Below are 14,863 nucleotides of genomic sequence, written 5' to 3' on the forward strand. Positions count from 1 at the left end.
AATAAACCCCAAGGCCGCCCGGCAGGCGACCTTGCACGGCATTACATTGCGGACTTGATGGCGGCTGCCAACTGGTCCGTGGTTTTTGCCGGGTCTGGGTTGTTGGAGTTGACGAAGTTGGTGACCACATCGAAGATCTGACCCTGGATGTAGCTGGTGGTCGCCAGGCCATGGGAAAAGCTTGGTACCAGACCGCCATCTTCGGCACTGGCCTTGAACGTCTCCATCGACGCCTGGGCACAGGTATCGAAGTCGCTCATATCCATGTCGGTACGAACCGGGATGGATCCCTTGTTCTGGTTGAACAGGGTCTGGAATTCCGGCTCCAGAATGGTACGCGCCAGATCCTTCTGCGCCTGGATGTCCTCTTCCTCTGCCAGACTGAACATGGCGAAGGAATCCACGTTAAACGTGAACTGACCTGCAGTGCCCGGAGCCGGCACACACAGGTAGTCTTCGCCCGGTGTCAGTTCCGCAGCGGAGAATTCACCCTTGGCCCAGTCCCCCATAATCTGCATGGCAGCTTCACCGCGAATCACCATGCCGGTGGCGGTATTCCAGTCACGGCCTGCGGCATCGTCATCCACGTAGCTCATCACTCGGGCGAATTGTGCGAAGACTTCTTCCATTTTGTCGCTGTTAATCACGTCCATGTCATGGTCTACAAAGGCCTTGCGATAATCATCGGGGCCCAGTTGCGCGAGCGCCACCGCATCGAACACGGTCGCGTCCTGCCAGGGCTGGCCACCGTGCGCCAGGGGAATGAATCCCTCGGCCTGGAGCTTGTCGGCCACTTCGAAGAACTCGTCCAGTGTGGTGGGAACCTCAACGCCGACCTTTTCCATGACCTCCGGGTTCACCCATAGCCAGTTCACCCGGTGCACGTTCACCGGCACAGCCACGTATTCCCCCTCATACTTCATGACATCGGAAATCCGGGGCGGAATGAGCTGGTCCCAATTTTCTGCATCGGCAACACTGTCCAGGCTGGTCAGAAAGCCCAGCTCCGCCCATTCACGAATGTCCAGGCCCTTGATCTGGGCCGCCGCAGGCGGGTTCCCGGAGACGGCGCGGGTTTTCAGTACGGTCATGGCGGCTTCACCGCCGCCACCGGCCACCGCGAAATCCTTCCAGGTGTGGCCCTGCTCTTCCATCATTTCTTTCAGGGCAGCAGCTGCCCTCGCCTCGCCACCGGCAGTCCACCAGTGCAGAACCTCGACTTCACCGGCCTGAACGGCCGCTGCTGGCATCAGGGCGGCAGACACCGCCAGGGCAGTAAGATGACGCTTGAACGTATTCATAATGACTCCTTGTTTTTGTAATGGAGACGCTTGTCAGTAATCAGAACCAGACTTCCATCTGGGTACCAAAGGTCCACTGGCTGCCGCCAAAGTCCTCCTGGCCGAGGGCATCACCGCCATCAAAACGGTTAAGCTCGTCGTCCCAAGTGGAATAGCTGGCAAACACGCGGATTTCCGGGCGATTCCAGAAACCACCAACCTGTGGTTTGAAGGTTGGCGCAATGGTGAAGCGGGCGTAATCGCCATCAACGTCCTCACGCCCTTCGTAGCCTTCGGGATTCAGGTCCATCACCTGCCAGGAGGCCTCGTACTGCATTTCAAAGTTGGCGCTCAGTTCATTGGCCAGACGGGTGTTGAAGGTGAACCACTGGTATTCATCCCCTTCCACATACCGGTCCTTGCTGGTTTCCGCCAGGATCGCCGGGGCGATACGCCAGGTGTCGCTCAACCGGGTAGTACCGTAGGCAGCCACACGGGTACTGGCCGCGTCTTCATGCAGGCTGCCATCGGCGCCGAGGTTCTTGACCTCCGCGCCCAGGCCCTGACCGTGCAACAGCGCTACCTTAAAATTGCCATCGGAGATCCCGAAAAAGCTGTCACCGTGGTAGGCCAACATGGTTTGAACTCCCGTGTCAGCCACTTCCATCACACCCCCGACGACACGCTCATCGTTATCCGCGGCGGACATGCCATTGATGAGCCACTGGACGTTGCCAAAATAGTTATTGGCGGTAAGGATCAGGTTGTCGGTGTCCGAGGTGCCGTCCGTGGTGTCGGGATCGGAGGGAAAGTCCAGGAAGCTGCGGCCATAGAAAGAGAAGTTGGACTTCACCGACTCGCTGAAAGTCACGTCGTAGATACCGACCCCGGTGCCTCCCAGGAAGACGATATCGCTGTCGAGCCAGTGGATGTCGAAGTCAAGGTCTCGGTCAAAGCGCTTACCGGCCCAGATGGCGGCACCCTCAAAGATTCCGGTGAAGCTGGCGAGATTGCTGAATTCCACGTAGGCCTGGCGCACGTTCAGGGCGCCATCGTCCGAGGTCCAGTCGTTGCTGGAGGTGGTGGAGTCGGCAATCATCAGGCGGTAATGGGCTTTGGTGCCGTTGTCCGCCACGCTCTTGTAGTTGAGGATGGCTTCCAGGTAGGTATCCGGTTCGTTACCCAGCCGGCCCACGGCACCGCCGACGGATCCGGCGGGGGTCAGGTAGGGGCCACCGGGGGCGCTTTTACCATCGCTGTTGAGCAGCAGTCCGGAGCGGGCGTAAGTATTGAAGGAAAAGCCCTGTTCACCCCGGGCGTGGGGCTCGACCTCTGCCAACTTCTGCTCCAGGGCTGACAGGCGCTCTTCCACGCTTTCCTGGGCCTGAACCTGACTGGCAAACAGCCCCAGTGAGGCCACGCCCACGGCGACCGTTAATCGGCGGCCGGTCATGGTGTTATCAGTCCAGGCAGTAGGATGCGGTTTACGGGTATTCATATTGACTCCTTGTTTTTGTTTTATTAGCAACGTCAGAGTCTATGGCAATACCCGCAAGGGAAAAGTATCAAACGGAAAGGCCCATGTAACAGAGTTGTTACATGGAAATTTCAATGTCGGGGGAGTGTGAGAGTCACGTCCAGACCGCCCTCGGACCAGTTGGCTATCTCGAGATCGCCGCCATGACTCTGGGCAATGTTGCGGGCAATCCCAAGGCCAAGACCATGGCCCTGCCGGTGCTCCTGACCAAGTCGGTAGTAGGGTTCGAAAATCCGCTCAAGTTCCGCCTCGGGAATTCCCGGCCCATGATCCCTGACATGAATGGTGAGCTGGTCGGGGGAGTCCTCCACGCTGATGGTTGCCGTCTCCCCGTACTTGATCGCATTATCCACCAGATTGCCCAGGCAGCGTTTTAACGCCAGGGGTTTGCCCCGGTAAGCGGCACAGCTACCCTCCACCACAACTGCAGGGCGGTCCCCCGTGTAGGCGTCCGCCATTCGACGCAACATGCCATCAATATCGACAAGCTCAACATTCTCATGAATGTCCGTATCCTTCATGCTCTGCAGGGCACCTTTTACCAGCAATTCCAGTTCCTGCAGGTCACTTTCAAATCGCTCGCGAATGTCTTCGTCGTCAATCAGATCGGCTCGCAGGCGCAGCCTCGTTATCGGGGTTTTCAGGTCATGGGAGATTGCGCGAAATAATTGTTCCCGGTCGCTGATGTAACTCTGTAGCCGCCGGCGCATGGCATTAAAGCCCCGGGTAACCGCGACAATTTCAGCGCTGCCCTGCTCCCGCAACGGCGGCTGGTATTCGTCCAGTGGCAGATCCCGCGCCGCCCTGGCCAGTTTACGCAATGGCCGGGTCTGGCGGCGCACCAGCCATGCCAGCACGGGAAACAGTACGCCGATCATCACCAGGATAAAGACAATCTGCTGGCCAGGAATGCTTTCATCATCCAGCGACACATAGGGAGCGGGCAATAACGAAGCCAGATACAACCACTCACCATCAGCCACTTCCACCTGCGTGACCAGAACCGGTGGTTTGATGGGCTCCAGGGTGAGTGCGTAATGAGCCCAGGATCTGGGTAACGCATCCAGTGGCAGTTCGGTATTGAGGATTCGCAGGTCATCGGGGTGAACAAATTCAACATGCAGGTTGGTCGATTTGCCCAGCCGGCTCCGGAGCACCGCCTTGACTTCCTCTGTGACCAATTGCTTGCGCTCACTGTCTGGCAGCGCACGCATATTGATGCGCTTGTCGTTGAGGGAGACAAAAAAGCGGGAGCCCCCCATATCCCTCAGCTGATCCAGCACGATATGCCGGTATTCCAGCGGCAGGGACTTGAAGAACTGCGTGGTTGCCGCGGCGGAAGACGCGAGGTTGCGAGTAGTGCTGACCAGCCCCTCCACTTGCTGGGCCCGGAAGGTGCCTACCCAGATCACGCTTGATACGACCTGGGCAACGCCCATGGCTAATAGCGTCAGCAGCAGGATGCGGCCGAGGAGCGACGAAGGCACAAGACGCCAGACTTTGCGACCGGCCTCGACCGGCCCGGTATCATTCCGCGACATGGGTCACCGTTGCCGCCAGCAGATAACCGGCCCCGCGCACGGTCTTGATCAGCCTGGGATTACGCCCCTGGTCCCCCAGGCGCTGGCGCAGGCGGCTGACCGCCACATCCACAACCCGGTCCAGCGGCATGGACTCGCGGCCGCGGGTCACGCCGGAAATGGTGTCACGGTCCAGCACTTCATTGGGGTGGGCAAGGAAAAGCTGCAACAGGGCAAAGTCGGCGCCGGACAGCGCGGTGGTTTTTCCCTGCTCCGAAATCAGTTCGTGGGCCAGGGTATCCAACCGCCAGCGATCAAACCGGACAAACCTGGGATTGTCGGTTCGGGTGAAACTCGAACGCCGCAACAGGGCTTTGACCCTGGCCTGCAATTCACGGGCACTGAACGGTTTGGCCAGGTAGTCGTCGGCGCCAATCTCCAGGCCGACGACCCGGTCGGTTTCGTCGGAGCTCGCCGTCAGCATGATAATGGGAACCTGCGAATGCTCACGGATCTCACGGCAAAGCGTAAAGCCGTCATCCCCGGGCAACATGACATCGAGCACAATCAGGTCCACTCGTGACTGCGCCAGCCGTTGGCGCATTTCATCGCCTTCGGCGGCTGTCATCACATCGTAGCCAACCCGGGACAGGTGTTCTTGCAATAGCTCGCGTATCGCCAGGTCGTCGTCCACGACAAGGATCGACGCTTTTACATCAGACATTGGAAGACCTTTCTTGTTATTCAGGCGGCCAGCATAGGTCTAAAAGCTGCGGGGCAAAAGCCCCATTGATCTCACGGCGGCCCTATTTCACACGCCAGCACGAGCGCCCAGAATTCGGAGAAATCATTCACCACCACATCGGGTTTGTCGGGATGTTTGTGGGTTCCGGGAAAGATCTTGTTGAGCCAGGGCTGATCCCACTGCGCCCCGTTAAAGAACACGGAGGTCATGCCTGCCCGTTTGGCAGCTATCACATCCGTGGTGCTGTCCCCGACATACCAGACGCTGGGATCGGGAGGATAATCCAGTTTCTGCACCGCCAGCAATAACTGGTCAGGGTGGGGCTTGCGCAGCGGCGTGTCATCGCCACAAACGTCCACCTCAAACAGTTCCGTCCAGCCGGTGTCCTCCACCGCCGCCAGCTCGTGCTCGAAGAATTCCCGGTCCCGGTTGGTAATCACACCCACCTGGATGTCCAGACGACGCAAGCCTTCCAGTACCTCCCGTACCTTCGGTTCAAATGCCTTTACCGTGCCATAGTGCTTCCGGTAGTGATGATTGAAGGCCTTGTGGGCGATCTGCTTGGCTTCCTGATCGTCACCGAACAGCACCTCAAAGATGTCGGTACGGGATATTTTGCGATCGGCCTTCACTTTCGGGTGCAACCTTGCAAACTCCCGCACATAGGCGACAAGTTTGACGTCCTCCGGCGTCTTGCTGTCCTCCGGAGCAAGCATCCGGTCCATCAGCTCGAGCTTGTGGAAATCCGGCAGCATGTCGTCCACGGCGTGGTACATGGCGTCCAGGGTATCCACCAGGGTGGCATGCCAGTCGAACAGGACCACCGACGGACGGATCAGTCGGACCACAGCCGGGTGCCAATCCGGCTCAATTCGCGGCGCCGGTCGCTCGGGCGGCGGAAATGGCCGGGGCCGGACTTCTGCGGGGGAACAACGAAACGCGTCCGGAAACCTCCGTTCCAGCAGGGCCAACAAATCCACCAGATCCTCGAAACTGTCGAGGATCGCAACGGGGGCATCGCGGTGGGAGAACCAGCTATCGATGCGACCGGCTTCCCAGCATGCGCCGTTGTAAAACACCCCGGCCACCCCGGCCTTGTGGGCGGTCAGCATGTCCACGTAACTGTCACCGACATACCAGGCTCGCTGATCCACAGGTACCCCGGCCTTTTCCAGGGTTCTGAGAATGACTTCCGGGTCCGGTTTGTATTCGGTGACATCGTCGGCACACACCGTCACATCAAACAGATCCTGCCAGCGGCCCTCGTCCACGGTCTTCAGTTCTTTATCCAGGAATTCCCGGTTGCGGTTGGTGGATACACCCAGGCGTATGCCCATCTCCTTCAGGGCGGTGAGATATTCATAGGCACCGGGCTGGAAGGGTTTCACTTTGCCGAAGTACTTGCGGTAACACGCATTGTAAGCCTTGTGAGCGATCAACTTGGCGTCCTTGTCATCACCGAAGATGGCATTGAAAATATCGGTACGCGACACACGTCGTTCCGCCAGTATCCGTGGATGCAACCGACGAAAAATGCGGATGTAACGCACCAGGCGGGCGTCATCAGCAGTGCGGCATTTGTCCTCCGGCAACAGCCGCTCCACCAGCCCCAGATCCTCAAGTTGCGGCAGCATCTCCTCCATGGCGCTGAACATGGCATCGTGGGTATCCACCAAGGTGCCATGCCAGTCGAAGATCAGTATGGATGGGGGCTGGATATCGTCACTGAATCGGGCCATCGACAATCCCTCGTGGCGCTATGAATGTGGAAAGAACCTGCATTCAGTAAAAACCATTTCCATCCGGACTACAAAGTGCCATCTCCCCCTAGGAGTCTGCGCGGCAGGAGACACCTTCTGGCATAATGCGTAAAAATTCTTCAGCACCGGAGAATCTGATGGGAACCACTTTCCGCCCGTATTCGCCTGACCAGGAACTGCTTCTTCCCCCGAGCCTGAGCGAGTGGCTGCCTGAGGGGCATCTGGCCTATTTTGTCAGTGATGTCGTCGAGGAGCTGGATTTAAGCGCGTTTTATGCCCGCTACGAAGGCAACGGCCGACGCAACTCGCCCTTCGATCCACGAATGATGCTGAAGGTTCTGATCTACGCCTACGCCACCGGCGTTTTCTCTTCACGCAAGATCGCCCGGAAGCTGGAAGAAGACGTGGCCTTCCGGGTTCTGGCGGCAGGCAACTTCCCCAGGCATCGCACGATCTGTGATTTCCGCAAACACCATTTGGTTGCCTTCAAGGCCGTGTTTATTCAGGTGGTCCGGATTGCCCGGGAAGCGGAGCTGATCACGCTGGGAACACTGGCGATTGATGGCACCAAGGTTCGGGCTAATGCCAGCAAGCACAAGGCCATGAGCTATGGCCGCATGGGCGAGGAAGACGATCGTTTATCGAAAGAGATCGATGCACTTTGTCGTCAGGCACGTCAGACAGACCAGTCGGAAGACCGACAGTTCGGCCCGGATAACCGGGGTGATGAACTGCCTGAAGAGCTTCAGTACCGGCAGGCGCGGCTGGAAAAGATTCGTGCTGCCAAAGAGAAATTGGAAGCAGACCAGAAAGAGCGGGACAAGGCCCGGGGTCGGTCCCCGGACGATGATCGGCGCTCACCTCGCGGGGGCCCGAACTTCAAGCGGGATTACGGGGTTCCGGATGACAAGGATCAGAGCAATTTTACCGATCCGCAAAGCCGGATTATGAAAACGGCGGACGGGTTCCAGCAATGCTACAACGGCCAGTTGGCCGTGGATGGTGAATTCCAGCTGATTGTCGCCAACCACCTGGGCAATAATCCCAGTGACAATGGCTGTCTGATACCACTGCTGGATCAGGCAAAAGACACTCTGGAAACCTATCCGGATCAGTGTCTGGCTGACGCGGGTTACCGTAAAGAAGAAGATCTACAGACCCTGGAAGACAAAAGCATCGACGGCTATGTCTCGCTGCGCCGGGAGGGCAAGAAGAGTTCAGAGATAGACGCGAGCCGTTATCCGGCCAGCGCCCGGATGGCCGGGAAGCTGGCCACGGCAACCGGGCGATCGGTTTACGCTCAGCGCAAGCATCTGGTTGAGGCGGTCAACGGCTGGATCAAGCATGTTCTGGGCTTCCGACAGTTCAGTCTGCGGGGCCTTCACGCCGTGCAGGGTGAATGGGATCTGGTCTGTCTGTCGCTTAATCTCAGGCGGATGAGTTCACTGATGAGGCTGAAATAGAGGGTCCGAGGGATCCTTGGGCGTACTGAGTGATCGGACTACGATAACGCATTCGCTGATAACCGTCTTGACTGACTGAATAGAGAGAATCGAGACTCTATTCGGCTGGATATTGTGGATACGTTCTCGGGCCGAACTGTGATTCGACGCGGCGGGGTCACTTGCTCAAAATACTTCTGCCGCGCAGACTCCTAGCGTCCCCTCTGGCTACTTGCATTACTTGTTATAGCGACATGATTCCTACCTGCGCCGTCCTGGCACCGCTCAGATGTCTTCGCACCAAAGACGGGCGCATCGTCGATTCGCATTTCTTACCAGTTCGTCTCAGACCAAAAATTCAAACTTCAATGAAAACAACCCACTTGGTTGACAAGGCCGGCTTCTGGCACAGCAGGTGCAACACTCAGGGCAAGGGTCATGACCTGTTAGTACAAGTGAACCACACAGGAAGGCAAAGACGATGAGAGAACCAAGAACCCTTGCAACAATCACACTCTGTGGATCAATGGCGCTGTTTACCACCGCAGCCTCTGCAGAAACCATTCGCGTTGGCATCGGCCATCAAAGCATGGTGACCAACACCGTCTCCGGCGGCATTGTGCTGGAAAAACTGGACCTGCTGGAAAAGCACCTGCCCACCACTGGCAAATACGAAGATGTCGATTACGACATCGTGTATCGGGATTACGACTCAGGCCCCCCCATCACCAACCAGATGCTGGCCGGCAAGCTGGAATTCGGTGTCATGGGGGACTATCCCCTGATCGTTAACGGCGCCAAGTTCCAGCAAACCGGCAAGCAGGAGACCCGTTTTATCGGGGTCACCGGGTACAACCTTCGCGGCACCGGTAACGGCATCGTGGTGCCCATCGACTCCGAGGCCCAGAGCCTGGCCGACCTGGAAGGCAAGACATTGTCCGTTCCAGTGGGTAGCGCGGCCTGGGGCATGACCCTCAAGGCTCTGAGCGAGGCAGGCCTGAGCGACAAGGTACAGATTGTCAACCAGAGCCCGGCCGTTGGCGCCGCCAACATTCAGGCCGGGCGCATTGATGCCCATGCCGATTTCTGCCCCTGGTCGGAAATCATGGAGTTCCGCGCCACCGGTCGCAAGATTTACGACGGCAGCGAAGCCCGGATCCCTACCTTCCACGGCATCGTGGTTCGCGAGAGCTACGCCAAGCAGTATCCGGAAGTGGTGGAAGGTGTCCTGAAAGCCACCCTCGAAGCCCAGAAGTGGATTCAGGAAAACCCCGTGGAAGCAGCCGTGAAGGTATCCGAATGGACCGGTGTGGAGAAGGAGGTGCTTTACCTCTACTTCAGCGAAGGCGGTATCACCACCGCCGAAGCCAGCATCAAGGACGAATGGGTGGAGGCGATGAAATACGACCTGGACCTGCTCAAACGGGAAGTGGGCGTGCCGGACCTGGACTTCAACCGCTGGGTGGATGACAGCTACCTGCGCTCCGCCTACAAGGCTATGGGTCTGGATTACGACGCCCTGGTGAACTCGGTGGTCAGCACAGAGCCCCACAACCCCGCCCTGAAGCCTGCTGAAATCTGGTTCGCTGACAAAGGTATTGTCACCTATGACAGCGTTGCCGACATGCTCGCGGCCATGGAAACCACCGAAAGCCCCATCAACGCCACCTACGTCTACGACAATCTCACCGGGCTGAAGCTGTTTGGTAAGGCGGCTTACCTGGTGCGCGGTGATGACGGCGAAGTGGTGGCTTTTCTCAAGAAGGCCGACTCCGAGAAACACATTGCCAACCACGGTGGCACCCCGGTTACCCCGGAACGTGCTGTGGCCATGGCCCACTGACCCCTTGCGGTGCGGGCGCCACTGATGCCCGCTCCGCAACGGTCTGAGGAGTGACAACAATGGATAGCAGAAGCAACGCAGCAATGCGAACAACCGAACCGCCGGCCGAAGCTGAAGCCGGCCCGGCCACGGGACAGACTGCCGGGAAAGAATCAGCGCCGGTAGTCCCAGTGGCAGAGGGCAAGGCTGACAACGACTCTCGCCCGCCTGCCAGCGTCTGGCTGAGAACCACCGGCGTCCGCTACCTGGTACGCATCATGGCATTGGTGGCCGCGGTCGTGCTCTGGGAACTGGCATCCACCAACGGTTTCCATTTCTACATCAACTTCGACAACATCCCGGCACCGTCTGTCGTGGGTGCCGCACTCGTAGCGGAACTGACCGGGCAGGAGTTTTATCTGCACATCCTCCATAGCCTGGAACGTGTTGCCATTGCCTACGTGATGGCGGTGGTTCTTGGTGTGCTGTTGGGGGTTGCCATGGGGCGCTCCCGCTGGGCGGAGGACATCATCCTGCCCTATATCGAACTGCTGCGCCCCATACCGGCGGTAGCCTGGATTCCGCTGGCGATTCTGATGCTGCCGACGGAGCAGTCGAGCATCATTTTCATTACCTTTCTGGGCGCCCTGTTCCCGGTGATCCTGAACACCGTCCACGGCGTGGAACAAACCAACGGTGTGCTGGTACGCGCCGCCCGGAGTCTGGGCGCCAGCCGCACCGCCATCCTCTGGCACGTAGTGCTGCCCGGGGCCATGCCCTCGATTGTCGCGGGCCTTGCCATCGGCATGGGCGTGGCCTGGTTCTCGCTCCTGGCCGGGGAAATCATCAGTGGCCAGTACGGCATTGGTTACTACACCTGGAATTCCTACACCCTTATTCAATACCCGCAAATCATCATCGGCATGCTCACCATCGGTGGTCTCGGCACACTGTGCACCCTGCTGGTTCGCAAGGGCTGTAACCCACTACTTAAGTGGCAAGCCAAAGGAGGCCGCTCATGAGTGACGCTCTTGTGTACGACAACCGCCTGGCGGTGCTGGATCACAGCCGCTTGCGGGCAAAGTCCGGCGCCGAACGTGGCCGGATCTCGGTCAGGGACGTGGATATCGTATTTGATACAGCCAGCGGCCCCCATGTAGCAGTTCAGAACGCCAGCCTCACGGTTCGCCCCGGTGAATTTGTCTGCCTGCTGGGCCCATCCGGCTGTGGTAAGTCCACCCTGATGAACAGCATTGCCGGCTTTGTGCCGCCCACTCGCGGAGACGTCACGGTAGATGGGGAGACTGTGGCCGAACCCGGTCCTGATCGTGGCATGGTGTTTCAGCAACACTCGCTGTTTCCCTGGAAAACCGTTAAGGAAAACGTCGCGTTCGGCCCGCTGATGGCCGGCGTCGGCCAGAACGAAGCCAACAGCGTTGCCCGCACATTCCTGTCACTGGTTGGGCTGGCTGCTTTCGAGAACGCCTACCCCAATACGCTCTCTGGCGGTATGCAGCAAAGAGTGGGTATCGCCCGTGCGCTGGCCAACTACCCCAGCGTGTTGCTGATGGACGAGCCGTTCGGAGCCCTGGATGCCCAGACCCGTATCATGATGCAGGAGAACCTGCTGGATATCTGGCGCGAGTTCCGCAACACCGTGGTGTTCGTCACCCACGACATCGATGAGGCCGTGTTCCTGTCCGACCGGATTGTGGTGATGAGCGCCAGCCCCGGTCGAATCATTGCCGACATAGACGTTGACCTGCCCCGCCCCCGGGAACAATCCCTGCTGACCAGTTCCGACTTCATGGCCCTCAAACGCCAGTGCCTGGACCTGATCCGCAAGGAAACCCTGAATGCCTTCCGGCAACAGAACAAGGCGGGGTGAGCCATGGACAGGATAACGGTAACTGCGTCTGAACTCGCCATGACCTGTCATAACAACCGGGAGGATGCGAGATGACCAACGCAACCCAACTGATGACCGGACACTCGCCCCTGCCATTGTATGTGCAGATTCGCGACAGCCTGCGACGCCAGATTCTGGATGGCACCTATCAGGTGCATGAACGCCTGCCCTCGGAAAACGAAATGATGAGCGTATTCGGTGTCAGCCGGATCACCATCCGCCAGGCACTGCGAGACCTTCACAACGAGGGCCTGGTATTCAGCGCCCAGGGCAAGGGCACCTTCGTCAGCAAGCCCAAAGCGGTGCAGAACGTCCAGCGCCTGGAAGGCTTTGGTGAAGCCATGGCCGCCCAGGGCTATGAGGCCTCGGCACGGGTGCTCAGCATCCAGCAATTAAAGGCCCCTAAGGCGGTAGCCGCAGCGCTGGATCTCCAAGCAGGCGATGAGGCTGTGGAGGTTAAACGGGTGAGGTACCTCAACCGCTCCCCGGTGTGCATCGAGAACAGCTATTTCCCCATGGATGTGGGCCGCCAGATGTTCAGCCTGGACTTGTCCGGGGACATCTTCCCCATGCTGGAGAACCTGTTCGGCATTCCCCTGGGCGGAGCGGATATCAGCCTCGACGCCATCCTGGCGGACGACGAAACCCAGCAATACCTCAACCTCAAAACCGGCGAAGCCATCCTCCGTGTGGAACGGCTGACCCACAACCGGGACGGCCGCCCCATCGATTTCGAATACCTCTGCTACCGCGGCGATTCATTCAAATATCAGTTCCGGATTGACCGGAAATAGGAGAGCACCATGAAAATCAATGACATCCCTGTGATCGAAACCGACGTTCTGGTGATCGGCGGTGGCACTGCCGGCCCCATGGCCGCCGTGACCGCCAAGGAACAGGACCCCAGCCTGAACGTGATGCTATTGGAGAAAGCGAACGTCAAACGTTCCGGCGCCATCTCCATGGGCATGGACGGGCTCAACAACGCCGTCGTGCCCGGCCATGCCACCCCCGAGCAATACGTCAAGGAAATCACCATCGCCAACGACGGCATTGTCCACCAGCCCGCGCTGATGGCTTATGCCACCCGCTCGTTCCCGATGATCGAGAAGCTGGATTCCTGGGGCGTGCATTTCCAGAAGGACGAAACCGGCGACTACGACATGAAGAAGGTCCACCACCTGGGCACCTATGTGCTGCCGATGCCGGAGGGCCACAACGTCAAGAAAATCCTTTACCGCCGCCTGCGCCGCAATCGGGTGCAGATTGAAAACCGTTTTACCGCGACCCGTCTGCTGAAGGATCCGGACGGCAAGATCGCCGGGATGATCGGTGTTAACACCCGAACGGCGGAACCGATCATCATCCGCGCCAAAGCGGTGATCATGGCCACCGGTGCCGCCGGTCGCCTGGGCCTGCCCACATCGGGCTACCTGTTCGGCACCTACGAGAATCCTGCCAATAACGGTGACGGCCACGCCATGGCCTACCACGCCGGCGCGGACCTGGCGAACCTGGAATGCTTCCAGGTGAACCCGCTACTCAAGGACTACAACGGCCCGGCCTGTGCCTACGTGACCGGACCACTGGGTGGCTTCACCGCCAACGCCTTTGGCGAGCGCTTTATCGAGTGCGACTACTGGTCCGGCCAGATGATGCTGGAATTCTTCAAGGAACTGGAATCCGGCACCGGCCCCGTGTTCCTCAAGCTGGACCACCTGGCGGAGGAAACCATCCAGGAAATCGAGACCGTCCTGCACACCAACGAACGCCCCACCCGGGGCCGCTTCCACGAGGGACGTGACGTGAACTACCGCCAGCGCATGGTGGAAATGCACATCTCCGAGGTCGGCTTCTGCTCCGGCCACTCCGCCTCCGGCGTATGGACCGATGAAACCGGTGCCACCACCGTGCCCGGCCTCTACTGCGCCGGCGACATGGCCAGCGTGGCCCACAACTACATGCTGGGAGCCTTCGTGTATGGCCAGATCTGCGGCGAAAGTGCGGTCGAGTTTGTGAAATCACGAAACGAGCCCAAGCTTGATGAAACCTTTATCGCCAGTGAGCTGGAACGTATCCAGGCGCCGATGAAACGGGCCGATGGCATCCCACCGGAACAGATGGAATACAAGGTGCGCCGCCTGGTCAACGACTACCTGCAGCCGCCCAAGGTCACCAAAAAAATGGAAATCGGGCTGGAGCGGATCCTCGCCGTGCGCGAAGACGTGCCTCTGCTCTGCGCCCGCGACCCTCACGAACTGCTACGAGCCATGGAAGTGCAGTCCATCATCGACTGCGCCGAAATGGCCGCCCGCGCCTCGCTCTACCGCACCGAATCCCGCTGGGGCCTTTACCACTACCGCGTGGACTACCCGGACCAGAACGACAGTGAGTGGTTCTACCACAGCCGCCTATTCAAGGACGAGAACGGCCGGATGGCCAGCGGCAAGCGCCCCATTGCGGATTACCTGGTGTCGCTGGGCGAGGAAAAAGACGCCTACCGGAAGATGCGGGTCCAGAAAGCCGCCAACGCCTGACACCACTGACGAGGAGCCTCAAAAGAGGCTCCCGCCCACAACGAATTCTGTGACGAGAGAGGAACACCAACATGCCTATCGCCAATCACCATTCAAGCGTTCCCGTCATCGTGGACGAGGACAAATGCATTGCCGACAAGGGCTGCACCGTGTGCATCGACGTGTGCCCGCTGGACGTGCTGTGGATCAATGAAGAAACCGGCAAGGCCCACATGAAATACGACGAGTGCTGGTACTGCATGCCCTGTGAGGCGGACTGCCCCACTGACGCCGTTACCGTCAACATTCCCTACCTGCTGCGCTGAGGTAAG

At 59.0% G+C, this 14,863-nt stretch carries 12 protein-coding genes; 7 read left to right on the plus strand and 5 right to left on the minus strand.

Annotated elements, in window-relative coordinates:
- Window positions 1-41 precede the first annotated feature (41 nt).
- The 5 genes from EHN06_RS16455 to EHN06_RS16475 form a co-directional block, all read right to left on the minus strand.
- Window positions 42-1,301 (minus strand): ABC transporter substrate-binding protein, encoded by a 1,260-nt coding sequence (locus EHN06_RS16455; protein ID WP_206075675.1) that lies wholly within the window; start codon window positions 1,299-1,301, stop codon window positions 42-44.
- Window positions 1,302-1,341: 40 nt separating this feature from the next.
- Entirely contained in the window at window positions 1,342-2,778 is a 1,437-nt protein-coding gene (locus tag EHN06_RS16460; protein ID WP_127333606.1) for a carbohydrate porin, read from the minus strand.
- 110 nt (window positions 2,779-2,888) lie between these two features.
- On the minus strand, window positions 2,889-4,358 hold the full coding sequence (locus EHN06_RS16465) for an ATP-binding protein (protein WP_127333607.1): 1,470 nt from the start codon (window positions 4,356-4,358) through the stop codon (window positions 2,889-2,891).
- Window positions 4,345-5,061, minus strand: a complete 717-nt coding sequence (locus tag EHN06_RS16470) for a response regulator (protein WP_127333608.1) — start codon at window positions 5,059-5,061, stop codon at window positions 4,345-4,347. Before EHN06_RS16470 ends, EHN06_RS16465 begins: the two co-directional genes overlap by 14 nt.
- Window positions 5,062-5,132: 71 nt before the next feature.
- Entirely contained in the window at window positions 5,133-6,821 is a 1,689-nt protein-coding gene (locus EHN06_RS16475) for an HAD family hydrolase (RefSeq protein WP_127333609.1), read from the minus strand.
- Window positions 6,822-6,979: 158 nt separating this feature from the next.
- Here EHN06_RS16475 and EHN06_RS16480 point away from each other — a divergent pair, with 158 nt between their 5' ends.
- The 7 genes from EHN06_RS16480 to EHN06_RS16510 all read left to right on the plus strand — a co-directional run bounded on the left by EHN06_RS16480 (window position 6,980) and on the right by EHN06_RS16510 (window position 14,857).
- Window positions 6,980-8,305 carry an IS1182 family transposase gene (locus EHN06_RS16480; protein WP_127331698.1) on the plus strand — a complete coding sequence of 442 codons (1,326 nt, stop codon included), beginning with the start codon at window positions 6,980-6,982 and terminating at the stop codon, window positions 8,303-8,305.
- A gap of 460 nt (window positions 8,306-8,765) precedes the next feature.
- The gene (locus EHN06_RS16485) at window positions 8,766-10,127 is read left to right on the plus strand and encodes an ABC transporter substrate-binding protein (protein ID WP_127333610.1); all 1,362 of its coding nucleotides are present in this window, start codon (window positions 8,766-8,768) and stop codon (window positions 10,125-10,127) included.
- A gap of 59 nt (window positions 10,128-10,186) precedes the next feature.
- Window positions 10,187-11,128 carry an ABC transporter permease gene (locus tag EHN06_RS16490; protein ID WP_164735623.1) on the plus strand — a complete coding sequence of 314 codons (942 nt, stop codon included), beginning with the start codon at window positions 10,187-10,189 and terminating at the stop codon, window positions 11,126-11,128.
- Entirely contained in the window at window positions 11,125-11,994 is an 870-nt protein-coding gene (locus EHN06_RS16495) for an ABC transporter ATP-binding protein (protein WP_127333611.1), read from the plus strand. The genes EHN06_RS16490 and EHN06_RS16495 overlap by 4 nt, the downstream gene beginning before the upstream one ends.
- 71 nt (window positions 11,995-12,065) lie before the next feature.
- Window positions 12,066-12,809: a GntR family transcriptional regulator gene (locus tag EHN06_RS16500; protein ID WP_127333612.1), complete on the plus strand. Its 744-nt coding sequence runs from the start codon at window positions 12,066-12,068 to the stop codon at window positions 12,807-12,809.
- A gap of 9 nt (window positions 12,810-12,818) precedes the next feature.
- Window positions 12,819-14,552: a fumarate reductase/succinate dehydrogenase flavoprotein subunit gene (locus EHN06_RS16505; RefSeq protein WP_127333613.1), complete on the plus strand. Its 1,734-nt coding sequence runs from the start codon at window positions 12,819-12,821 to the stop codon at window positions 14,550-14,552.
- Between the two features lie 71 nt (window positions 14,553-14,623).
- On the plus strand, window positions 14,624-14,857 hold the full coding sequence (locus tag EHN06_RS16510) for a 4Fe-4S dicluster domain-containing protein (RefSeq protein WP_023012262.1): 234 nt from the start codon (window positions 14,624-14,626) through the stop codon (window positions 14,855-14,857).
- Window positions 14,858-14,863: the final 6 nt, after the last annotated feature.

It is taken from the genome of Marinobacter sp. NP-4(2019) (genome assembly GCF_003994855.1).
GTDB lineage: Bacteria > Pseudomonadota > Gammaproteobacteria > Pseudomonadales > Oleiphilaceae > Marinobacter.

Bases quoted from the DNA above. Each gene is read 5' to 3' on its own strand.
- EHN06_RS16455 (WP_206075675.1), bottom strand. From the start codon at position 1,301: ATGAATACGTTCAAGCGTCATCTTACTGCCCTGGCGGTGTCTGCCGCC.
- EHN06_RS16460 (WP_127333606.1), bottom strand. From the start codon at position 2,778: ATGAATACCCGTAAACCGCATCCTACTGCCTGGACTGATAACACCATG.
- EHN06_RS16465 (WP_127333607.1), bottom strand. From the start codon at position 4,358: ATGTCGCGGAATGATACCGGGCCGGTCGAGGCCGGTCGCAAAGTCTGG.
- EHN06_RS16470 (WP_127333608.1), bottom strand. From the start codon at position 5,061: ATGTCTGATGTAAAAGCGTCGATCCTTGTCGTGGACGACGACCTGGCG.
- EHN06_RS16475 (WP_127333609.1), bottom strand. From the start codon at position 6,821: ATGGCCCGATTCAGTGACGATATCCAGCCCCCATCCATACTGATCTTC.
- EHN06_RS16480 (WP_127331698.1), top strand. From the start codon at position 6,980: ATGGGAACCACTTTCCGCCCGTATTCGCCTGACCAGGAACTGCTTCTT.
- EHN06_RS16485 (WP_127333610.1), top strand. From the start codon at position 8,766: ATGAGAGAACCAAGAACCCTTGCAACAATCACACTCTGTGGATCAATG.
- EHN06_RS16490 (WP_164735623.1), top strand. From the start codon at position 10,187: ATGGATAGCAGAAGCAACGCAGCAATGCGAACAACCGAACCGCCGGCC.
- EHN06_RS16495 (WP_127333611.1), top strand. From the start codon at position 11,125: ATGAGTGACGCTCTTGTGTACGACAACCGCCTGGCGGTGCTGGATCAC.
- EHN06_RS16500 (WP_127333612.1), top strand. From the start codon at position 12,066: ATGACCAACGCAACCCAACTGATGACCGGACACTCGCCCCTGCCATTG.
- EHN06_RS16505 (WP_127333613.1), top strand. From the start codon at position 12,819: ATGAAAATCAATGACATCCCTGTGATCGAAACCGACGTTCTGGTGATC.
- EHN06_RS16510 (WP_023012262.1), top strand. From the start codon at position 14,624: ATGCCTATCGCCAATCACCATTCAAGCGTTCCCGTCATCGTGGACGAG.